The organism is Streptomyces kaniharaensis, from assembly GCF_009569385.1.
Lineage (GTDB): Bacteria > Actinomycetota > Actinomycetes > Streptomycetales > Streptomycetaceae > Kitasatospora > Kitasatospora kaniharaensis.
Genome location: NZ_WBOF01000003.1, coordinates 338,057 through 359,421, shown reverse-complemented (window position 1 = coordinate 359,421; position 21,365 = coordinate 338,057). Strand labels below are relative to the sequence as shown.

14 protein-coding genes and 1 pseudogene are annotated in these 21,365 nt (G+C 74.0%); 9 read left to right on the top strand and 6 right to left on the bottom strand.

The window, feature by feature from the left end:
- The first annotated feature begins 56 nt into the window (after window positions 1–56).
- The gene (locus F7Q99_RS32780; RefSeq protein ID WP_153468446.1) at window positions 57–2,210 is read left to right on the top strand and encodes a serine/threonine-protein kinase; all 2,154 of its coding nucleotides are present in this window, start codon (window positions 57–59) and stop codon (window positions 2,208–2,210) included.
- 49 nt (window positions 2,211–2,259) lie between these two features.
- On the opposite strand, the gene F7Q99_RS32775 is transcribed toward F7Q99_RS32780, so the two are convergent.
- From F7Q99_RS32775 to F7Q99_RS32755, 5 genes and pseudogenes are all read right to left on the bottom strand, one after another.
- Window positions 2,260–2,793 carry an EF-hand domain-containing protein gene (locus F7Q99_RS32775; RefSeq protein WP_230211120.1) on the bottom strand — a complete coding sequence of 178 codons (534 nt, stop codon included), beginning with the start codon at window positions 2,791–2,793 and terminating at the stop codon, window positions 2,260–2,262.
- Between the two features lie 48 nt (window positions 2,794–2,841).
- Window positions 2,842–3,393: a hypothetical protein gene (locus F7Q99_RS32770; RefSeq protein ID WP_153468443.1), complete on the bottom strand. Its 552-nt coding sequence runs from the start codon at window positions 3,391–3,393 to the stop codon at window positions 2,842–2,844.
- 302 nt (window positions 3,394–3,695) lie between these two features.
- The gene (locus F7Q99_RS32765; RefSeq protein WP_153468439.1) at window positions 3,696–6,647 is read right to left on the bottom strand and encodes a hypothetical protein; all 2,952 of its coding nucleotides are present in this window, start codon (window positions 6,645–6,647) and stop codon (window positions 3,696–3,698) included.
- Window positions 6,644–7,501, bottom strand: coding sequence for a DUF4132 domain-containing protein (locus F7Q99_RS32760; protein WP_407697899.1), 858 nt, complete (start codon window positions 7,499–7,501; stop codon window positions 6,644–6,646). The genes F7Q99_RS32765 and F7Q99_RS32760 overlap by 4 nt, the downstream gene beginning before the upstream one ends.
- A 238-nt stretch (window positions 7,502–7,739) precedes the next feature.
- Window positions 7,740–8,529, bottom strand: a pseudogene (locus F7Q99_RS32755) (SDR family oxidoreductase).
- 502 nt (window positions 8,530–9,031) lie between these two features.
- Between F7Q99_RS32755 and F7Q99_RS32750 the strand changes: the two are divergent.
- The 7 genes from F7Q99_RS32750 (at window position 9,032) to F7Q99_RS32720 (ending at window position 19,330) form a co-directional block, all read left to right on the top strand.
- The gene (locus F7Q99_RS32750) at window positions 9,032–9,208 is read left to right on the top strand and encodes a thiazolylpeptide-type bacteriocin (protein WP_153468436.1); all 177 of its coding nucleotides are present in this window, start codon (window positions 9,032–9,034) and stop codon (window positions 9,206–9,208) included.
- Window positions 9,209–9,297: 89 nt separating this feature from the next.
- Window positions 9,298–12,045, top strand: a complete 2,748-nt coding sequence (locus F7Q99_RS32745; protein ID WP_153468433.1) for a lantibiotic dehydratase — start codon at window positions 9,298–9,300, stop codon at window positions 12,043–12,045.
- Window positions 12,046–12,098: 53 nt separating this feature from the next.
- A complete protein-coding gene (locus F7Q99_RS32740; RefSeq protein ID WP_153468430.1) occupies window positions 12,099–13,247 on the top strand; it encodes a lantibiotic dehydratase C-terminal domain-containing protein in 1,149 nt (382 codons plus the stop codon).
- 107 nt (window positions 13,248–13,354) lie between these two features.
- The gene (locus F7Q99_RS32735) at window positions 13,355–15,019 is read left to right on the top strand and encodes a hypothetical protein (protein WP_153468427.1); all 1,665 of its coding nucleotides are present in this window, start codon (window positions 13,355–13,357) and stop codon (window positions 15,017–15,019) included.
- 97 nt (window positions 15,020–15,116) lie between these two features.
- A complete protein-coding gene (locus F7Q99_RS32730) occupies window positions 15,117–17,039 on the top strand; it encodes a TOMM precursor leader peptide-binding protein (protein ID WP_326847418.1) in 1,923 nt (640 codons plus the stop codon).
- Window positions 17,040–17,046: 7 nt separating this feature from the next.
- The gene (locus F7Q99_RS32725) at window positions 17,047–18,744 is read left to right on the top strand and encodes a thiopeptide-type bacteriocin biosynthesis protein (RefSeq protein WP_153468424.1); all 1,698 of its coding nucleotides are present in this window, start codon (window positions 17,047–17,049) and stop codon (window positions 18,742–18,744) included.
- A 193-nt stretch (window positions 18,745–18,937) separates the two neighbouring features.
- Window positions 18,938–19,330: a nuclear transport factor 2 family protein gene (locus F7Q99_RS32720; RefSeq protein ID WP_153468421.1), complete on the top strand. Its 393-nt coding sequence runs from the start codon at window positions 18,938–18,940 to the stop codon at window positions 19,328–19,330.
- Window positions 19,331–19,680: 350 nt separating this feature from the next.
- Here the strand turns inward: F7Q99_RS32720 and F7Q99_RS32715 are convergent, their stop codons facing one another.
- On the bottom strand, window positions 19,681–20,136 hold the full coding sequence (locus F7Q99_RS32715; protein WP_153468418.1) for a CBS domain-containing protein: 456 nt from the start codon (window positions 20,134–20,136) through the stop codon (window positions 19,681–19,683).
- 222 nt (window positions 20,137–20,358) lie between these two features.
- On the opposite strand from F7Q99_RS32715, the gene F7Q99_RS32710 reads away from it, so the two are divergent.
- Entirely contained in the window at window positions 20,359–21,342 is a 984-nt protein-coding gene (locus F7Q99_RS32710) for a CapA family protein (protein ID WP_153468415.1), read from the top strand.
- The last annotated feature ends 23 nt before the right edge of the window (window positions 21,343–21,365 follow it).

Genomic DNA, 21,365 nt, shown 5'->3' with positions numbered 1-21,365 from the left:
CGCCTGCGGCGGGCCGACCTGCCGACGACAGACCAGCACCGAGGAGCCGAACCACCATGCCGATACAGCCGCTGGCCGCGGGAGACCCGGCCGAGGTGGGCCCCTACCGGTTGCTCGGCGTGCTGGGCGCGGGCGGGATGGGCCGGGTGTTCCTCGCGCGGTCGGCGGGCGGTCGGACGGTCGCGGTCAAGCTGGTCCGTTCGGAGCTGGCGGACGACGCGGAGTTCCGCGCCCGCTTCGCGGGGGAGGTCGAGGCCGCGCGGCGGGTGGACGGTGCCCACACGGCGGCGGTCGTCGATGCGGATCCGGACGCCGCGCAGCCGTGGCTGGCCACGGCCTACGTGCTGGGGCCCTCGCTCAGCGAAGCCGTCCGGCGGCACGGCCCGCTGCCCGAGGCGTCGGTCCGCACGCTGGGAGCCGCACTGGCCCGCGCGCTGGTCGCCGTCCACCGGGCCGGGCTGGTCCACCGCGACCTCAAGCCCTCCAACGTACTGCTGGCCGGCGACGGGCCGCGGGTGGTCGACTTCGGCATCGCGCGCGCGGTCGACGGCGATCGCCTGACCCGCACCGGGGTCGTGGTCGGCACGCCCGGCTTCATGTCGCCCGAGCAGGCCAACGGCCAGGTGGTGGGCCCGGCGTCGGACGTGTTCTCGCTGGGCTCGGTGCTGGTGTTCGCCGCGACCGGCCGGGGCCCGTTCGACACCGACTCCGGTCCGGCCGTGCAGCTGTACAAGGTGGTCCACGCGCGGCCCGACCTGGCCGGTGTGCCGGACGGTCTGCGGTCGATCGTCGAGCACTGTCTGCTCAAGGACCCGGAGCAGCGGCCCACCACCGTGGAGTTGCGGGAGCGCTTGTCGGCCGGGGCGGCGGTCGACTGGCTGCCCGCGCCCGTCGCCACCGCGATCGCCGCGCATGCGGCCGCCGTGCTCGAACTGGAGACCCCGGTGCGCGGTCACCGGCCAGCGGCCGTGGACGTTCCGGCGGCCGGCGTGGCCACCGAAGGAGCACAGTGGGGCGGCCGGTCCCGCCGGGCCGTGCTGCTGGGCGGGGCGGCCGCGCTGGCGGCCGTCGCGGCTGGAGGGGCGGCCGCCTGGCGGCTGGGCGGGGGGACCGGTTCCGCCGCGTCCGGCCCTTCCTCGTCCGGTCCCGCCGCTTCCGGCGCGGCTTCTCCCGAGGGAGCGGTCTCCCGGCCGCCGTCGCAGAGTCCGGGGCCGGACGGTGCGCCGAAGCCGATCTGGACGTACGACGCGATCGGTGCGCTGAACGCCCGTCCGCTGGTGACCGGTGGCACCGTGCTGCTCGGCGGCGACTCGGTGTTCGCGCTGGACGGCGCCACCGGCAAGGAACGGTGGTGGGTACGGGACGCGAGCACGTACCAACTGGCCGCGGCCCACGGGACGGTGTTCTTCGCCTTCGCCGGAGACCTGGCCGGCTACGACCTGAAGTCGGGGGCACAGCGCTGGAGGTACACGGCCACCGCGACCTCACCGACCCAGCTGCTCGGTGCCGACGAGCACGGCGTGTACGCGCTGGCCGACCGCGGCGCCAACCTTCACGGGGTGGCCGGCTTCAGCCCGGAGACGGGGGCGGTGTCCTGGTTCTCGGAGCGGCGGACGGCGCCCAACCCGGGTGTCAGCTCGCTGACGGCGCCGGACCACGTGCTCTACGGCGACGACAAGGGGAACCTGGTCTGCCGCAGCACCGCCGACGGCCGCGAGGTGTGGTCGGTGAGCACCGGGGCCTCGCTCGGCTACCCGATGTTCTGCGACGGGGAGAGGGTCTACTGCGCGTACCGGCAGCGCGGGCTGCAGGCCCTTCAGCTCGCCGACGGCAAGCGGCTCTGGTCCGTCGAGCCGCCGGCGGACGGGCAGGGCGCCTACACCCCGCCGACCGTGGCCGACGGGGTGGTCTACGCGACCGTGGCCGACACCGAGGTCCACGCGTTCCGGGCGAACAGTGGTGAGAAGCTGTGGAGTTGCGGGCTCCCGGAGGGCACGGTCGCCCTGGTGCCGGCCCAGGTGGTCGCCCGCACGCTCGTCGTGCCGACCGGCGGCACGACCGGGCTGTACGCGATCGACACCGGCACGGGCCGGATCCGCTGGAACTTCCGCACCGGCTCGGACTCGTCGCACGACTGGCAGCTGACCACCGACGGAGAACGGCTGATCGCCCAACACGGCGCCACGGTGTACGCCCTGCCCCCGGCGTAGCCTCCCCGGAGACTGACGCCTGCCCATAGGGCCGAGAAGAACTCATCGGTCAGTACAAGGCTTCACCCATGGGGGAGTCGTCGCCGGTGACGTATGCGCGGATCGAGGCCAGGTACTCGTCGCGGCTGACACGACCATCGCCGTCGGCGTCCAACGCCTCGAACGCCGCGTCGGCGTTGTCCGCCCGATTGCCCAGTGCCTGGCGCAGCATCGTGAACTCCGACCGGTGCAGGCTGCCGTCCTGGTCAGCGTCGGCGAGGTCGAACAGTGCGCCGAGTGCGAACTTGCAGATGGTGTCGAACTTCTCCGCATCCACCCAGCTCGCGTACTCGTCGAAGGTCATCACGCCGTCGTTGTTGGAGTCCATCGCGGCCCAGGCCCGCTCACCGGTGGTGCGGGCGGCAACGACCATCGGATCGTCGTCCGTGCGGCCGGTCGCCTGCTGCGCCCGTTCGATCCGGACGAAGTAGTCGTGCCTGGAGGCGACTCCGTCTCCGTCGGTGTCCAGCATCGCGTAGATACGGGCCTTCGGGGTCGTGCGATCCAGCGGGGCTGCCTGCTGCCTGGCCTTGGCGAGAGACATGTCGGGCCTTCCTTCACGCGCGGGCTGCGCGCGGATCGGTAGCTCTGCTCAGTGGGTGAGGTGGAGGACGAGCGTCGAGTCGACGGCGGTCTCGCCGGCCCGGGTGCCACAGCCCGAGCCGGAGCTGATGCCGACTGCCTTGATCGTGTCCCTGGCGAAGCGTGCGCTGTCGGCGGTGACGCTGCCGGTGATGACCAGCGAGGCGGTTCCGCTCGCCTTGACGACTTCGGTCCTGTCGAAGTCGAGCGTGGAGACTGCACCGTCGGACCAGTGGACGGTGGTGGTCGAAGTGTCGCGGTGCTCCTCGCCGGTGCATTCAACGCCGGGCATGGTGACCGTGCGCTCGAAAGTTCCGGAGGCCAGGCGTGCGTTGGCGGAGTCCACGCACTCCACCTTCCCGGTCATGCGGAGCGTGTCGGGCTGAGACGTGTTGGTGGCTCCCGGATCGACTGCGGTGGCGAAGGTGCCGTGCGCGGTCTGGACACAGGTGGCGTCGATCGTCGGCCGGGCAGAGCGGGTGTGGGCGGAGTCGGCGGGGGCTGCGGCGGCGACGAGCAGCGGTGGGATGGCCAGCACGGCGCCGAGGACGGCGATCTTCATATGGTCGGTGTTCTCCTGTCGATATCCGGTTACCAGGACCGTTCGTGCATCAGTCGGCCGCTGCCGTGGACCACGGCCATGGTGGAGGAGTCCGTCGTGGCGCAACCCACCACAGGACCCCACCGGGACAACGATCCCCGGGGGCAACGGTTTCGGGCACCTGGCCGCGAGTGGCTCGGTGCCCGTCGTGGCCGTAGCCGCAACCATGCATGGTGCCCGGCCAGGTCCGTCGCATCCGAGGACGAGGAGTGCTCGGGTGAGTGTGCGGAACTGGCCGGGCGGTGTCAGCCTTGGGACGGCCCTCAGGCGTCAGGCTGAGGGACGAACCGGGCGGCCCGCTCGAGCAGGTTGGCTGCGGCGCGGGCGAGCCCGGCGACGCCGTCGAGCAGCAGCGGGTGTCCGATGCCGGGCAGGGCGGCGGCGATGCCGGGGTGGTTCGGGAGCCGGCGCCGGGCGTCCTTGCTGGTGGCGAGCTTGCGCCGGACGCCCTGGACGGTGATCCAGCGTTGCTCGTCCTCGGGCACCGGCTTGTCGCCGACCGGCCAGGCGGCGTCGATCAGGCCGGCGGCCTGATCCTCGGTGACGGCGCGCAGGACGAGCGAGCCGGCCTCGTCACGCGGCGTCAGGGCGTGCCAGTAGTCGAGCGGGAGGACGACGGCGGTGCCGGCGGCCTGCCAGCCACCGGGCTTGAGGGTGGGCAGGAGGGCGGTGCGGTCGGCGGTGCCCGCCATGTCGGGGTGGGCGAGGGCGAGCTCCCCGCCGCCTAGCACGGTGACGATCGGGCGGCCCGCGCCGGGCAGGGCCAGCCGTCCGACCGGGTAACCGTCGGCGGAGCGACCGTGCAGCGGAAGGACGATGGTGTGCCCGTCCGCGGTGCCGGTGGTGACGGTTCGGTCGTCGTCGACCCGCACCCAGCTGCCGAGCACGACGCCGTCGGTGCCGAGCGGGGTGTTCTCCAGGCCGGGCTGGAGCGGCATCAACCGGGTGTAAGCGGGGATCAGCCGGCCGGCGGCCGCGGTCGCGGCGATCCGGGGCGGTTCGGCGATGCGGCCGAGGGCACCGGTGACCGGGTCGAACTCGTGGAAGTCGGTGCCGCCGAAAGGGTCGCGCAGCGTCCAGTAGCCGGTGCCGTCGGCGAGCAGACGGTGTTCGTCGGGCATCCACGTGTCGCCGGCGCGCAGCGGACGCTCGCCGGTGGTGCGCCCGCCGCCGGGCAGCGCGAGGGACGGGGCTTCGGGTGCCAGGTAGTAGGCGTAGCCGAAGTAGGCGATGGTCTCGCCGTCGAGCTCGAAGATCTCGGCGGGCCGGCTGGACCAGTAGGCGCGCTGCTTGTCCTGGCCCCACCAGACGACGAGGAGCTCGCCGTCGACGAAGCGGAACCTGGTCCTCGCCCACTGCTCCAGCCGGTCGGGGATGCGTATGGTGTGCTCCAGCAGGATGCCCTGCGGGCCGACCACGAAGGCCTTGTCCGTACGCGCGACGATCACGTTGGGCCAGGCGTCCTCGAGGACCAGGTCCTTGGGAAAGCCGTGGAGCTCGACGTCGTCGCTCTCCCCGACGCCGAGCCGGGCGAGCGCCTCCTCCAGGGCGGGCCAGCCGAGTTCGTCGAGGATGCCGGCGCGCAGGGTTCGGGCGAGCAGGCCGGCGACGTCGAGGCCGGCGATCCGCTCGGCGGCAGCCGGGTTGAGGTCGCCGATGGTGGTGCGGTGCCGGGCCAGCTCGCGCAGCAGCTCCGCGGCACCGGCGAGGCCGCGGGCGGCGAGGAGTTCGTCGGCGCGCTCGTCGGCCCACTCGGCGTAGACCTCGCGCAGGACGGGCAGGGCGGGCGCGTTCGTCCGGACGGCGTCGTCCCAGGCCCTGGGGGCGGCGACGCGCATGAAGGGCCGGAACCGGAGGTCGGCGGCGACGGCGGCCAGAGTGGCACTGTCGGACCGCGCCTGCCCGGCCCAGTCGTCGACGCCCAGGTAGAAGCGCTCGGGCGGGTCGGCCACCGGAGCGCCGTCGGCGAGCAGACGGTCGAGCAGTTCGAGCAGGGTGGGGGTGCGCCGCACGCCGGTGAAGAGGTCGACCGGGACGCCGTCGGCGCGCAGCCGCCCGGCCATCCGGCCGGCCAGGGCGACGGTGGCGGCGCAGGCGGGGTGGTCGTCCCGGCCGCGGCCGAGGTGGTTGCACCAACGCCGGAGCCAGGCGGCGGCGGGTTCGTTGCCCTCGACGGCCGGGCCGGTCAGTAGCTCCTCGGCGCCGCTTTCGGCGAGGAGGGCGAGCCAGGAGGCATCCTGGACGGCCTGGTCGTCGACCCCGGCCGGGTCGGGCAGGAGCTCCAGCAGGCGGGCGCGGACGCTCTCGTCGCGCCGGCCGAGCTCGACGACGGCACCCCGCCAGGACTTCCAGAACGTTCCGGGCGCCTGGTCGACGGCGGGTGAGGCGAGCAGCTCGGCGAGCAACGCCTGTTCGTGCTCGGCGCGGTCCAGCCCGGCGGCCTTGATCAGCGCGCGGGCGTCCTCGGCGACGCCGGCGTAGGGGGCCAGACCGGCGGCCGAGCGTTCGGCGCAGAGCCGGCGGAAGCGCTGCCAGGCGGTCAGCGGGTCGAGCCGACTTCTGAGCTCCTTGACGTACTGGCGCTGCGCCTTGACGGTGAGTGCGCCGGCCAGGGCGAACTCCAGGAAGACGGCGCGCAGCCGCTCCTCGTCCACCGCGAGGCCGTGGGTGCGCTCGGCCTCGCGGGCCTTGCCGAAGAAGCGTGCGGCGGAGGTCCGGTTGCCCTGTTCCAGGAAGATCCTGCCGACCTCCTCGCAGTAGGTGGGAAGGAAGTGTGGCACGGTGCGGCCGAGGCGCTCGGCGAGCGCGTCGAAGCCGTCCTTGGCGGCGCCGGGCATGGACGTGACCTGGCGGGCGAGCAGCTCCATCTCCTTGACGAGGGCGAGCGCGTGATGGCCATTGGCCGGGTCGTGAACCAGCGCCCACGCGGGGAAGCCGAGCGGCTCCTGGCGGACCTGGCCGACCTCGGCCGGCTCGCCGTCAGGGATGAGTCCGAGAAGACAATCGAGGGTGAGGTCCTCGGCAGACCCGAGCGCGCCGGGCACCAGCCGCACCACCCGGCGTTCGCCGAGCGCGGGGTGGGTGTAGGCACGGGCGGTGAGCACGTCGGCGGCACTGTCTGGCCGGCCCGCGCCGAGGACGGTGCCGGCCGGCAGCACCGCTCCGGCGTCCAGCAGCTTCTCCAGTTCGTCGATGCTCGTGTCGGTGGTGCTCATGCGGCTTCCTCCCCTTCGACCGTGCGGCCGGCGTACAGCGCGGCGGCCATCCGCATACCCTCGGACCAGGCGACCGGGCCGACCCTGGCGAGCGGCAGCATCCGGCCGTCCGGTCCCGTCCAGCTGAGCGCGCCCGTCTCGCACTCGTCCCACTCCTGGACGTCGCCGACCCAGAGCCGGGCTTCTACGGTGCGGCCGCCCTCGACCACGGGCAGGACGGCGTGGCCGTCGCGCACCTGGTAGCCGAGCCGGGCGCAGCGCCCGAGCAGCTCGCGCAGCTCCTCGTAGCGGCCGCCGGCGTACGTGGTGAGTTCGGTCCCGTCCGGGGTGTCGGCTGGGTGGTGCCAGACCTCCCGGCAGAGCTGCTGGACCCGCTGGGAGACGCCGAGTTCGACAGCGAGCTCGCGCAGCTCGTCCAGGTCCGCCAGGAGGACGGGGTGGGGTATCCGGATCTCGCCGTCGGTGAGGTGGACGGTGTCGCCGTCCAGGCCGACCAGGGCGAGTCCGCGCTCCGGGTCGGCTCCGCGCAGGAAGCCGGCGGCCGTGCCGTCAGCCCCGGTAACCACCAGGTCGCGCAGCACCCGTCGCCAGGCCTCGTCGGCCCACACCCCGGTGATCGTCGCCGTGGGCACGGGCAGCGAGCGCTCCATCCACCGCTCGACGTCCTCCTGGCAGCGGCGCTCGTGCGCGCCCAGCCACTCGGCAAGCTGCCGCAGCCGGGCGACCACCGGGTCGTCACCCAGCTGCGGCGGGACGGACTCCAGCTGCTGCCCCGCCGCGTCGCGGCACACCACCCTGCCGTCCTCGCCGAGCGCGACGTGGTAGCCCCCGGCTCCCGTCTCCACCCATACCACCGTCGGTTCTCCTCCCACCTGCCGGTCTGTGATGGGAGGAACGTAGCGGGGAGTACCGACAACGCGTCCGTCGGGGGTCCGGCCCTGTGGCCTGGGGGAATCAAAACCCCGCGAAGGAGTGAACAGTTGTGCGCTCTCGCCGCGAGCCAACGGAGGCAGATGATGGGAGAGGGCCGGCCCTTGACGGCGCAGTCGCCAGAACCCTGTCGACTGCGCCGAGCGGTCCGCCGCAGCCCGGTCAGGCGGTCTTGAGGGTGCCGCCGTCGATGAACTGGTCGGCGCCGTGGATGTTGGCGGCACGGTCGGACAGCAGCAAGGCGACCAGGTTCCCCACCTCCTCGGGTTCGGTGAGGCGTCCCGAGGCGATGCCGAACTGCCCGGGCAGAGCTGCGAGCAGGTCGCCGTGGCCCACCCCGGACGCGGCGGCCACCTTGCCGCCGAAACCGTCCGGGTCGGTCCACACCGGACTGGCCGTGGGGCCCGGGGAGACGGTGTTCACCCGGACACCGCGTGGCGCCAGCTCCTCGCTGAGCCGCTTCCCGAACTGGGTCAGCGCGGCCTTGGCCTCCGCGTAGCCGACCGGCGCGCCAGTGGGCATGCGGGCGTTGATCGAGGAGATGTTCACGATCGCGCCCTTGCGTTTCCAGGATGCTCGGCAACGCCGCCTTGGTGGTCCAGATCGCGCTGAACAGGTTGAGGTCGAATATCCCCTGCCACTGCTCGTCGTCGACGTCCAGGAACCCGCCGAGGGACAGCCGTTCCGGGTCGCCGGCGCCGACGTTGTTGACGAGGAAGTCGATCCCGCCAACGGCGGTGAGCGCCTGATCGACGATCGACCGCGCCCCGTCGCGGGTGCTCAGGTCGACGGACACGGCCGCGGCGGCGACCTTCTCCAGTTCGGGAGTGACGATTCGGGCGGCACCCACCATCCGGACACCCTCCGCGTCCAGGGTCTGAGCGATCGCGAGGCCGATGCCGCGGCTCGCGCCGGTGACCAGAGCGGTCTTTCCACTGATGCCGAGATCCATGATCTAGAAGTCCGTTTTCGACTCTTCATGGGCTGCGGTGGAATGTTACGGCGGCCGTCGGGATCGGACTGCCGTAAGGAGCTCCGATCGCGGTAGCGGAATCCGTGGATCCGAACGTCGCGTCGTTTGAAGCCGCGGGCGACGGGGAGCCGGAATCGTCCGTTCGTCGGGCCGGCCGGTGGGCACTCCGAACGAGCCGTGCGCTGCCGAAATGGCTGGTCGTGCAGGGTGCGTGGCTGAACATGAATGGCCGCTCCAACGTCGCCCCATCGCGACTCAAGAACATCCGCCTAGAGTCGCCCGTGAGTCGCTCAAGGCCCCGTCCAGGATGGATTCCGGTCCATTTAGGGAACGGCTTTCGGCCACTCGTCGATTACCCGGCAGGTGCACTTCGGGTCTTTGATTCCCAAGGGGTTCACAATGTCCGAAACCACTTGCCGGGCTGAATCATCGTCACCGGCCACCGGCCTTCGGTGGCCACCGTCTCTCTAAGGAGAAGTGGATGAACGTCGACCTCGACACCACACTCGACCTGGCGGACCTCGACCTCGGTGACCTGACCGTCACCGCGATGCGGGACACCGTCGCCCTGCCGGAGTCGGGCGCCTCCCACTCGGGCAGCTCCTGCTCGTGCGGCTCGTCCTCGTGCGGCGTTCCGCGGATGCCGATGGACATGTGACCCACCACGGCCGGCCCCGTCCGGGGCCGGCCGTGCCCACTGCCGCTCCGTTCGCCTGCCGTTCCCTTCCACCTGCCGGGAGCTCCGCCATGCCGTACTCCACCGGGCCCGCCACCGCGAGCGGAGCCCCGCGCACCGCTGCCGCCGGTACGCCGCATGCCTCCGCGGGAGTTCCCGACACCCGGACGGCTCCCTACCTGCTGGTCCGCACCACCGTGCTTCCGCACCCCGCCCAGTCGCCGGTCGCGGCGGGCTTCCGCGCCCTGCTCTCCCGGCTCACCGCCACCGAGGCCGAGGCCGCCGCCCTCCGGACCGCTCTCGGTGACGACCTCTTCGTCAGCCGGGCCGGCCACAGCGAGGAGTTCCACCGCTACGTGGTGCTGCCGCTGCGCCGGGACCTGCACAACGGTCGCGAACCGCGCCGCGCCGTCCTGGACCGGCTCGGCGACCTGCCGGCCCGGGTCCCCCGGCTCGCCGCCTGGCTCGACCTGCGCGACCGGCGGGCGGCACTGCTCCGTGAACTCGCCGATGCCACGGAACCCGCGCTGGCCGCCGAACGCGCCGCGCTCGCCGCGCTCTGCCGGGAGCCGGCCCTCGCCCGGGCCGTAGCGCTGACCAGTGGCGACCTGCTGCGGGCCGTCGAGAACGCCGGCCGGGGCGGCGCGGTGGATCGCCGGGCCCGCAAGGAGGAGCCCACCGTGCTGCGCCACGTCCTGCGGGCGAGCACCAAGACCAGCCCGCTCTCCTGGTTCACCGCCGTCGGCTGGGCCCGGACGGCCGACCAGGACCCCGGTGCCGCGCTGGGGCTGCACCCGGTGGTCGAGCTGCGTCCGGTGGTCAAGGAGAACCGGACCCTGGTCGGCGCCCTCGTCGAGGCCCTGCTCGCCGAGCCGCGCCGCAGCCGCACCCTCCCGCACCGGATGACGAGCAGTGCCGCGCTCGCCGACGGCCGGGCCCGCTACGCCCGCAGCCGGGCGGGCTTCACCGGCGGGCGATACCTGGTGACCGACGAGGAGGAGGTCGAACTCGCCGCCCGCGGACCGCTCGTCCTGCTCGCCGACCTCACCGTCACGCCCGACACCCCGGCCAGGCTCACCGAGCACCTTGCCGCCGCCCTCGGCCGCCCGGCCGAGGACCCGGGCATCGCCGCCTTCCTCGACCGGCTCACCGACGCCGGGCTGCTGGTCCCCACCGATCCGGTGGATCCGCAGGACCGGGCCCCGCTGGCCCGCCTCGCCGACTGGCTCCGCCGGTGGCCCGAGGATGCCGCGCTCGTCGAGTTGATCGAGCGAATAGCCGCCGATACCGCCCGCTTTGTGACAGTCCCCGCCGCTCGGCGGCCCGCCCTGCTCGGTGAACTCGCCGCCGCCTGGCGTGAACTCCTCGCCGCCGCCGGCCGTCCCGCTCCGGCGGACGCGGCGCCGCTCACCGTGCTCACCGAGGACGTCGTCGCCCCGGAGCCGTTGGGTGGCGCGGAGAGGCGCGACCGGACCGCGACCCGGGCCGGCGACCGTACTGCGCAGCCCGGCCACCGCCCGGGCACCCGCCTGGACCAGGCCGACCATACCGCCCTGGGTGAACTCACCGCCCTCGCTCAGCTCTTCGACCTCGGCCACCTCATGCGGCGGGCCGCCCGCGACCGGTTCGTCACCCGCTACGGCCCCGGCGGCGTCTGCCGCAACCCCTGGGAGTTCGGTGCCGACATCGCCGACGCCTGGGCGGACGCCAGCCGGTACGCCGCTCTCGACCCGGCCGACCAGCTTCCCAGTGGGCTCGAGAAACTCGCCGACTTGCGAGCCGAGTTGGCCGCCTCGATCAAGTCCGCCGACCCATCAGCCGACCTGGTGCTGCCCGCCGACCGCGTCCGCGCGCTCGCCGAGCGACTCCCCGGCTGGACGGCCGCCCGGCCGCTGAGCTACTCCTTCTTCGTCCAACGCGACCGCACCGACGGGCTGTTGTGCGTCAACCACATCTACGGCGGCTGGGGCAGGTTCACCAGCCGCTTCCTCGACGCCACCGCGCCCGAGGCCGCCACCGATGTCGCCCGGCAACTGCGTCGCGGCCTCGAACCCGGCGCCCGGGCGGTCCAGATACGGCCGGTCGGCGGATTCAACGCCAATCTGCACCCGCTGCTGGTCCCCGACGAGCTCGGCCCGGACCGCCGCTGGACCTCCCTCGCCGAGGCCGACGTCGACCTCGACCACGATCCCGCCACCGACCAGCTGCGCCTGCGGCTGCGCGCGACCGGAGAACCGCTCGACGTGCTCTACCTCGGCTTCCTCGCCCCGATCATGCTGCCGCAGCGCCTCGCCCCGTTCCTCGCCGACCACCCGCTGGGCGTGGTCGACTTCCGCCTGCTGCTGCCCCGTCACACCGCCCCCGCCCCGGGCGGCGAGGTGTTGCGCACGCCCCGGCTCCGCCACCGCCACCTGGTGCTCGCCCGCCGCCGCTGGCACCTGCCGCCCGCCGTCCTGGACGCGCTGCGCTCCGACCTCGCCGCCGACGCCGAGGTTCCCGCCGCCACCGCCGCCCGCTGGCGCGCCCTGCTCGACCTGCCCGACCAGCTGTTCCTGCACCCGGCCCCCGCCGCCCCGCTCGGCCGAGCCGTCGACGACTTCATCACCCAGCTGCGCGCTCCGAAGCCGCAGGCCCTCGACCTCGGGAACGCCCTCCACCTGCGCTGCCTCGCCAAGTGGCTCGGCCGCCACGACGCGGGCGTCGTCCTGGAGGAGGCTCTGCCCGTCTTCGGCGGGCGCGAACAGCCGGGTTTCGCCGAGGAGTTGGTGGTGGAGACCTACCGCCCCGCACGGACGTACCCGCCCGCACGGCCCCGCTGAGCCCCGCGCTACCGCCACCGCCCCGTTTCCCGTAACGCGCCGAGGAGATCCACATGCCCGCCCCCGACCCGCGCGACGCCACGGCACGCGACGTGGCCGTGTACTACTACCACCCGGCCAAGGCCCGGCTGTTGCGCGAGGCCGTACTCCCGCTCGCCGACCGGGCCGCCGCGGACGGCCTGACCGTTCACGTCGACCGCCACTGGCTGTACGGCCCGCACGTCCGGATCCGGCTTACCGGCGCGCCCGACCGGGTCACCGCGGTCGCCCAGCGCACCGCCTCCGCGCTGCGCGAGTGGACCGCCGCCCACCCCTCGGTCGCCGACCTCACCGACGAACAGCTGCTGGCCCAGGCCGTCGAGGCAGGCCGCGCCGAACTGATCGCCCCGCCGTACGGGCCGCTGGTGCCCGACAACACCGTGCGGATCGAACCGGTCGAGCTCACCGCCCTGCGCGGCCTGATCGGCGAGGACGGCGTCGCCCTCCGCGACGACCTGCTCCGTCTCGGCCTGCCCGCCCTCCGCAGTGGTCTCGACTTCCTCGGCGCCCACGGCGACGCCCCGGCCGCCCGGGTCCAGCTCGCCGTCGCCGCCCTGGCCGCCCACACCACCGCCCACCCGGACGGCCTGATCGGCGGCCACTACTCCTTCGTGTCCCACCTGGAGGACTTCCTCGTCCACGACGACCCGGACGGCCGACTGCGCGCCGCCTTCGAACAGCGCTGGGAGGCCACCCACGCATCGGTGACCGCCCTGGTCGGTCGGATCGTGGACGGCGGGGCCACCGGCTGGGAGCGGGTGTGGGCCGCCTGGTCCGCCGACGCCTGGCGCCTGGCCGAGGGGCGTCTCGCGGCCGGTGCCGACCTCGGCGGTGTCCCCCTGGAGTACCGGGTCCGCGCCGCCGCCACCGGCGACCAGGCCGCGGTGGAGCGCTGGAACCAGGACATCCGCACCCGCTACAGCGAGTTCCACCGGCTGCTGCGCCGCTCGGACCCGCAGGGCGCCATGTGGAGCCGCCCGGACTACCTCGTCCACCGCGCCTGCACCAACGCCCTCTACCGCCTCTTCACCATCTGCGGCGTCCGCCCCGTCGAGCGCTACCTCGCCGCCCACCTGGTGGTCCGCACGGTCCCTTCGCTCACCGGCCACGACTGGCGCGCCCGGCTGGACGAAGTGATCGCCGTGGTGGAGCAGCAGTCATGACGGCGGGGGAGACGGTGGTTGACGCATCCGGTGTCGGCTCTGCCCCGCGATGGCGCGCCAAGTCTATTGACGATCAGTCAGTTCATCGGACACGCCTGCGTCCCGGGGTGGCCGCCACCCCGCTGCGGGAGGGGGTGCACATTCGCGGTCGTGACTCCAGCCTGACCCTGGAGGGAAGCCGCGCGCTTCCCGCCCTCTGGGGCCTGCTCGCCGCCCGGCTGGGAGCCGATCCGCAGGCCGCCGAGCGGCCCGAGGCGTCCGATCCCAAGATCGGCGCAGCCCTCGCCACGCTGACCGACCGGCTGCGCGAGCACGACCTCCTGGTGGAGCACCCCGACGGCGTCGAACTGCCGCCCTGGCTGGGCGCGGTGGCCGGCCGCCCGAGCGAGGCGGCGGAGGCGATCCGCGCCGCCCACCCCGTGGTCCGGGCCGCCGATCCCGGCGGCACGCTCGCCCGGGCCGTCGACCGCGCCCTCACCGAGGCCGGAGCCGTCCCCTCATTCGCCGCCGACGACAGCCTGCCGGCGGGCCGGGCGCTGCTCACCACCGGCTCCCCGGAGACGGCCGTCGCGGTGGCCGCGGACGCCGGGGGCGGCTTCGTCACCGCGCCCGCTCACCCCGTGCGGGCGCGGTCCGACGCGGAGGAGATCGCGGCTCGCCTCGCGGCCGCGCCCGACACGGCCGCGCCCGACACGGCCACGCCCGACGCGAGCGCCGCCCTGACCGCGCTGCTCGCCGGCGCGGCCGCCCAGCGCCTGCTCCGCGCGGTCGCCGGGCTGCCCGACCCCGCGGCGCCCGATCGCGACCCGCGACTGCTGGCCGGCCGCCCCGCGATCCTGGTCGCCCGGGCGCGGCCGCTGCGCGCCGACCACCACCCCTGGGCCGCCGGCCCGCCCCTCCCGGGCCACCCGGCGACCGCCCCAGCACCGGAGGACCTCGCCGAGGCGCTGCGGCGTATCGCGGCGCTCGGCGACCAGCGGCTCGGTGTGCTGGACGAGCCGCTGCCCGGCTCCCTCCCGCAGGTGCCCGCCGCGCTGGTGTCCTGCCGGACCCCGGCCGGTCCGCTCCTCGCCGGCGCCGCCCGGACGGACCTGGCCCGGCTGGACGCCGCCTGCCGGTCGGCCGAACTCCACCTCGGGGCAGGGCCGTTCACGTCGGGCGCCGGTGCCACCCCGGTCGTCGGCGCCACCCCGGAACAGGCTCGCGGCCTCGCGCTCCGCCGTGCCGCCCTGGCCCTTCCCGTAGGCGGTGCGTCGCCGATCGATACCAGCTGGCGGGACCATCCGCAGGTGCGGCACTGGTGGACCACGCTCACCGAACGGCTCGACGTGAAAGCTTCATTGACGGTCAATCAACTCGATGCAGACGAGCCGGTATTCCGCGTCGACCTACAAGCGCCCGGGCTCGCCGTCAGCACGGTCGAGGCAACGCCGGCCGATGCCGTGGCATTTGCGGCGCTCGCCGCCGTGGCCCAAGTCACCGCCCACCAGCACGGCCTGAGCGCCGACGTCCACACCACGCCCAGCGGCGCCGCAGCCCCGCTCGCGACAGCCGGCGTCCGCCCGGCGGCGTGGGAGGACGAGGGCTGGACCAACCGCTGGCTGACCGGCATCGCCGACCGCGAGCCGGCCCTGCAACACGCCCTCCACCGCCTGACCGGCCTGCACACCACCCCGTGGCAGTCCGCCCGCCCCGAACCGCACCCGGTCGCTGCCGCCCTGGCCGGCTGCGGCTTCACCGTCCTGGCCACCGCGCGCGGAGAGACCCGATGACGGCCGTCACCGATGCCGTGCCGGTCGTCGGTCACGGCCTGCGCCGCTCCCGGCCGCACCTCTCCGCCACCGTCCCGACCACCGCCGGAGGCCCCCGGTGACCCACCCCGACCGTGCCGCGGCCGTCCGGCCCGCCGCGCCCCCGCCCACCCTCACCGCCGAACAAGCCCTCGCCACCACGTCCGGCACCGCCGTCGTCCACCTCCCCGAATGGACCCTCGGCCTCGCCGAGCGGCTGAGCCGGCACGCGCTCGCCCACCCCGTGCGTCTGGTGCCGGTGCGGGAGGACGGGGCGCTGACCGTGATCGGGCCGGTGCTCCACCCGGGCGCGGCGGCCTGCCTCAGTTGTACGGAGTACCAACGGCTGGCCAGCGCCGGCGGGAGAGTGCCGTGGCAGAGCGAGCGGCTGGCATTCGGCGGCACCGGCACACCCGCGCTGGCCGAAGCCGCCACCCTGCTCGCCGCAGAACTGGCCACCGACGAGCCCGAGCACGGCGCCAACGACGCGGAGGACTGCGCCACGGTCCACCTCGTCCACGGTGACCGCGCCACCTGGTCCACTCACCGCGTCCGCCCGGTCGGCGGCTGCCCGGTCTGCCGGCCGCTGCCGCCGGACGACGCCGAGGCGGCCCGGCTGCCACTGACGCCCAGGCCGCTGCCGGACCCGGCCGTCCTGCGTGGCCCCAACCACCGCGCCACCACCGCCGACGCCCTGCGCGCCGAGCTGTTCGACGAGCGGTTCGGCCCGGTCCGCAGGCTGTTCCGGACGGAGGACTCGGCGTTCGCCCTGACCACCGCCCAGGTCACCGACGGTCGGCTGGTGGACGACGGCGGGTACGGGCGGGCCGGGGACTTCGCGTCCAGCGAGCGGATCGCCCTGTTCGAGGCGCTGGAAAGGTTCGCCGGAATGCGACCCGTCGGCCGCCGGACGACGCTACGGGCGTCCTTCGCCGAACTCGGCCCCGAGGCGGCCGTCGACCCCGTCCGGCTCGGCCTGCCCGATCCGGCTCACGACGGCCACCCGGCCCGCCGGACCGTCCGCTACACCCCGGACCTCCCGCTCGACTGGGTGCACGGCTGGTCTCTCACCCGGCGCCGGCCGGTGGCCGTGCCCGAACACGTCGCCTACTGGGACGTCCCCGGCGAGGACCGGCCCCGGGTGGTGTACGAGTCCTCGAACGGCTGCGGCCTCGGCAACAGCCCGCAGGAGGCGGCGCTCTACGGGCTGTTCGAAGTGGCGGAGCGGGACGCCTTCCTGATGGCCTGGTACGCCGGCACCCCGCTGCCCCGGATCACCCCGCCCGCCGACGACCCCGAGGTCGCCGCCCTCGTCGACCGTGCGACCCTGCTCGGCTACCGGCCGACCCTGCTCGACGCCACCAACGACTTCGGCATCCCGGCCGTGATCGCCCTGTGCCGCTATACCGGCACCCACCCGGACGCGCCGCGCACCTTCCTCGCCGCAGGCGCCCACCACGACCCGCGCGCCGCCATCCGCTCGGCGCTCGCCGAGGTGGTCACCAACGTCCAGCAGGCACCGCACCGGGCCACCGCCTACGGCAGCCCGCGCGATCCCGCGCGGCTGCGCCCGATGCTGACCGACCCGGAGCTCGTCGTCACCCTCGACGACCACGTCGGCCTCAACACCCTCCCCGAGGCGCAGCCCCGGCTGGACTTCCTGTTCGACGGACCGCCCCCGGTGGACTGGCGCGAGCGCTGGCCGGGCGCCCCGACGCCGGTCGCCGACCTGACCACGCTGCTGGAGACGACCGTCGAGCGGCTGGCCGCCGAGGGACTGGAGGTCGTCGTGGTCGGCCAGGACGAACCGGGCGCCCGCGACCGGCTCGGCCTGCACTGCGCCAAGGTGATCGTCCCCGGTTCGCTCCCGATGACGTTCGGCCACGTCAACCGCCGCACCCTCGGCCTGCCCCGGCTGCTGGAGGTGCCGTACCGGCTGGGCCGCACACCCCGGCCGCTGCGCCATGACGAACTTCCCCTGCACCCGCACCCGTTCCCGTGAGGACCAGATGACCCCCCGCCGGCAGACGCCAACCGTGGACGACCGGGCGACGCACGCGTGGCACAGCCTCCACCTCTCCCTGCACCTGACCACCGAGGCCACCGACGCCTTCGTCACCGAGGACCTCGCACCGCTCATGGACGGCCTGACCGCGGGCCGGCCGGGCGCCGACTGGTTCTTCATCCGCTACGGCGAGGGCGGGCCGCACCTGCGGATCCGGTACCGCGGCCTCGCCGGCGGCCCTACGAACGGGCACGACGACCTCGCCGGCGAACTCGCCCGGCTGGCCGCCGAGCACGCCCCCGTCGCCGGACCGTGGCCCTCCCGCCACGCGGACGTCGACGCCGTCCCGTACGTTCCGGAGACCGAGCGCTACGGCGGACCGGTCGCGCTGCCCCTCGCCGAGGACGTGTTCGTCACCTCCGCCCGAACCGTCGTGCACGCGCTGCGCGCCAACCCCAGCCGGGCCGCCCGGCTGCCGCTCGCCGCCGACCTCGCCCACGCGACCGCCCATGCGCTCGGCCTCGACCAGCTGGCCGCCGGGCAGTGGCTCCGCCGCCACGCGGCCTCGTGGCGCTGGATCGACGAGGTCGAGCTGCTGCCGGCCGCGGCCGTCCACGCGCAGGTGAACTCGGTCTTCGCCGGCCAGCGGCAGGCCCTCGTCCGGCGCGCGCAGACGGTCCGGACTTCCCTGGACGAAGGCACCGCCGCACCCTGGCTCGCCGCCTGGGCCGACCAGGTGCGCGCCACCGAGGCCCGTCTGCGGGCGGCCCTGGGGGAGCAGGACCAGGACCGGCTGCCCTGGGTCTGGGCCTCCCAACTGCACATGCTGTTCAACCGGCTCGGCGTCACCCCGGACGAGGAGCGCGCGGTCTGCCGGCTGGCCGCCCGTACGCTGCTGGAGACCGACGAACCGTTCACGTTCTTCCCCACCGGGCACCGCGCGGCGGACCTCCAGTACCTGGAGCGCGGCAAGTTCCAGATCGGCCGCACCGAGGACACTGCGCTGCGCGACCTGCCGCCCGCCCGGCCCCCGCTCTGGCAGCCGCCCGAGACTCCGCTCCCCGCCGACCCACTGCCCGAGGTCACGCTCGGTGCGGCGCTGCACAGCCGGGTCTCCGCCCGCGGCGCCCTGCACGGCCCGCTCGACGCGGGCACCCTCGGCGGCGTGCTCTGGTCCGCGTACGCGCCGAGCCACCGCTCCGAGCAGCCACTCGCCGACGGCACCGTCCGCCCGCTGGTCCACCGCCCCTACCCCAGCGCGGGTGCGCTCTACACCGCGCAGCTGCGGCTGGTCGCCCTCGACGTGGACGGGCTACCGCCGGGTACCTACCAGTGCGAGCCGCAACGCCGCACCCTCGGCCGGCTCGGCCCGGCCCCGGCGGTGGCGGATCTCAAAGCGCTCTGCTCCTACCTCTCCCGCCCGGCCGACGACCCGGACCACATCGGCATCGACGAGGCTCCCGCCGTGCTCGCCCTCCACCTGGACCTCGGCCGGCTGCGCCGCCGCTACGGCCTCCGGGCCCTGCGCCTCGGCCTCCTGGAGGCCGGCCACCTGGCCCAGGCCCTGCACCTCACCGCCACCGCCTTCGGCCTCGCCAGCATCCCGCTGGGCGGCCTCCACGACGACCTCGCCCACGAACTCCTCGGCCTGGACGACCTGGACCAGCCCCTCCAGTACCTCCTGCCCCTGGGCCGTCTCTGACACCGCATCGCACCGACCCAACAACTACCACCGCTGCTTCTCATTTCGCTGCGCGGCGGTTGTCGGGTTCGGGATGGTCTGTCACCAACTCGCACTGAGGTAAGTGATCTGATGTGTCGTTAGATCTTGACGTTCGGCCGACCGGGGAGGTTGCATCAACCTATCTGTTTGTCCACGGATCGGAGGCCAGACGATGAGCGCCACCACCCGCGAACTGTTCGAGCGCTACCACGCCTGCTGGGAGGCCCGTGACCCTGACCGGATTGCCGAACTCCACACGCTCGACTCGGTGTTCCACCTCCACTCGGGTCAAGCCCCCGCGCGCGGGCAGGCAGCCATCCACGAGTCGGTGGTCGGCATGTTCGAGCTGGTCCCGAACCTGACGTTCGACCTCGTCTCGCTGCGCGTCGGGGAGGACTTCTGGGTCGCCCAGTTGAAGCTGACCGGGACGGCTGCGTCCGGCGCCGAACTCGACGCCGACCTCGCGGACTTCGTCCTGGTCGAGAACGGGGCGGTGAAGGAGAAGCACTCCTACGTCGACGGAGTGGCGATGCAGGCCGCGATCGCGCCCAGCGAGCTTGCCTGAGAAGCCGTTGTCGCACCGGGCGAGATCGCTGGTTTCCTCTGGGTGAGTCGGCCAGTGCGTCCACTATGCCGCCGCCAAGGCTGCCCGTCGACGCCCTTGCCATCGGCTGTCCAAGGACGTCGCGACACCGCCCCGGAGGCCCACTCGGTGCTTCCGGGGCGGCCCTGCACTACCGCGCCCGCGCTCCAGTGACCCGCACGACCGCCCCGATGATTTCCGCGTGGGGGCGCCGCTCGTAACTGGATGTGGTCACGCAGGAGCCGGCAGGGCGCAGCCGGACGGTTCGGTGACAGCAGCATCTCAGCGCGATGGGCGGCACGGTGGTGTGTATTCGCCGGGTCGGGTCTTGACTACTGTCCGTTGGCGGGTGGAGCGGGGGTCAGGCTCAGGCGGGGGGCCCAGACGGCCTCGACGAACTCGGCGACCTCCTGCCGGGTCAGGTGCCGTGCGATGTCGGCCTCGCTGATCATGCCGACCAGCCGGTGAGCCTCGATGACGGGTATGCGACGGATCCGGTGCTCCTCCATGAGCCGCAGGACCTCGCTCTGGTCGGCGTCCGCGTCGACGGTGATCGGTTTTCCTTGGGCGAGCTCGCCCGCGGTCGTGGTCCTCGGGTCCTTGCCCTCGGCGAGGCACTTCACCACGATGTCGCGGTCGGTGATGATCCCGTGGAGCCGGTCGTCCGCGCCGCAGATCGGCAGGGCGCCGACGTCCAGTTCGCGCATCCGCCGCGCCGCCGAATCGAGTGTTTCGCTCTCCTGCACGCAAGTGGCCCCGGTGTGCATGATGTCTCGTGCGGTGCTCATGATGGCCAGCCCTTCGTGGCGTGGTCGGCAGCTTCCCTTTCAGGGTCGTCCGTGCCATGGACTCTGCGCATCCGGGCCGTGCGTCGGGACGGGGTTCGCCTCCAGGGGAGCGCGGGCCGACTCTGGAGGAGTGGGACGGTCCGCGATCGTCCGTCGGGCGGTGGGCGGACCCCTCGGGGAGGCCCTCGACGTCGAACAGGCGACTGGAAGCGGGTCGGGACGATGACGCTCACGGTGGCACTGGCCGGCGACACGATGCTCGGGCGCGGTGTCGCCGAGGTACTGCGACGCTGGCCGACGCCGCAGACGCTGCTCTCCGCGGAGGTGCGGGAGGCGCTGGCGGCGGCCGATCTCGTCGTGCTGAACCTGGAGTGCTGCGTCTCCGGCCAAGGGGAGCCGTGGCCGGACCCGGACAAGCCGTTCTTCTTCCGCGCCCCGCCATCCGCCGCCACCGTCCTCGCCGAACTGGGGGTGGACTGCGTGACGCTCGCCAACAACCACGCCCTGGACTACGGCTTCGACGCCCTCGCCGACACCCGTGACCTGCTGGAGCGCGCAGGCGTCCGGGCCGTCGGCGCCGGGCCGGACGAGTCGCGGGCCCGGGAGTTCGCCGTACTGGAGGCCGGCGGAGTGCGGTTGGCGGTGATCGGTGTCACCGATCATCCGGAGGAGTACGCGGCCGCGGCGCGTCGCCCCGGAGTGGCCTGGGCGGACCTCGGCGCGGGCGTGCCCGACTGGCTCACGTCACTGGTGGCCCGGGCCGCGCAGGAGGCCGACGTGGTGCTGGTCACCCCGCACTGGGGCCCCAACATGACCTCCCGGCCGCCGCCGCACGTGCGCGCGGCGGCTGCACGACTCCTGGCCGCCGGAGCGACGCTGGTCGCCGGGCACTCCGCCCACGTCTTCCACGGCATCGCCGACCGCATCCTGTACGACCTTGGCGACTTCATCGACGACTACGCCGTCGACCCGGTGCTGCGCAACGACCTCGGACTGCTGTTCCTGGTGACCCTGGGCGGTCCGGACCCCGCGCACCCCGTGCCGGTCCGCCTGGAGGCGCTGCCGCTGTTCCTCGACTTCTGCCGCACCCGCCTCGCCCGGGGCAGGGAGCGGGAGTGGATCCGCGCGCGGTTCACCACAGCCTGCGCCGAGCTCGGCACCGACGTGGGCCAGCGGGATGGACGGCTGACGGTCGACTGGCGGTGAGGGAGGATGTCGCCCGCACGGCC

What these genes read in the sequence shown, in the direction of transcription:
- F7Q99_RS32780 (WP_153468446.1), top strand. Translation starts at nt 57, where the DNA reads ATGCCGATACAGCCGCTGGCCGCGGGAGACCCGGCCGAGGTGGGCCCC.
- F7Q99_RS32775 (WP_230211120.1), bottom strand. Translation starts at nt 2,793, where the DNA reads ATGTCTCTCGCCAAGGCCAGGCAGCAGGCAGCCCCGCTGGATCGCACG.
- F7Q99_RS32770 (WP_153468443.1), bottom strand. Translation starts at nt 3,393, where the DNA reads ATGAAGATCGCCGTCCTCGGCGCCGTGCTGGCCATCCCACCGCTGCTC.
- F7Q99_RS32765 (WP_153468439.1), bottom strand. Translation starts at nt 6,647, where the DNA reads ATGAGCACCACCGACACGAGCATCGACGAACTGGAGAAGCTGCTGGAC.
- F7Q99_RS32750 (WP_153468436.1), top strand. Translation starts at nt 9,032, where the DNA reads ATGAACGTCGACCTCGACACCACACTCGACCTGGCGGACCTCGACCTC.
- F7Q99_RS32745 (WP_153468433.1), top strand. Translation starts at nt 9,298, where the DNA reads ATGCCGTACTCCACCGGGCCCGCCACCGCGAGCGGAGCCCCGCGCACC.
- F7Q99_RS32740 (WP_153468430.1), top strand. Translation starts at nt 12,099, where the DNA reads ATGCCCGCCCCCGACCCGCGCGACGCCACGGCACGCGACGTGGCCGTG.
- F7Q99_RS32725 (WP_153468424.1), top strand. Translation starts at nt 17,047, where the DNA reads ATGACCCCCCGCCGGCAGACGCCAACCGTGGACGACCGGGCGACGCAC.
- F7Q99_RS32720 (WP_153468421.1), top strand. Translation starts at nt 18,938, where the DNA reads ATGAGCGCCACCACCCGCGAACTGTTCGAGCGCTACCACGCCTGCTGG.
- F7Q99_RS32715 (WP_153468418.1), bottom strand. Translation starts at nt 20,136, where the DNA reads ATGAGCACCGCACGAGACATCATGCACACCGGGGCCACTTGCGTGCAG.
- F7Q99_RS32710 (WP_153468415.1), top strand. Translation starts at nt 20,359, where the DNA reads ATGACGCTCACGGTGGCACTGGCCGGCGACACGATGCTCGGGCGCGGT.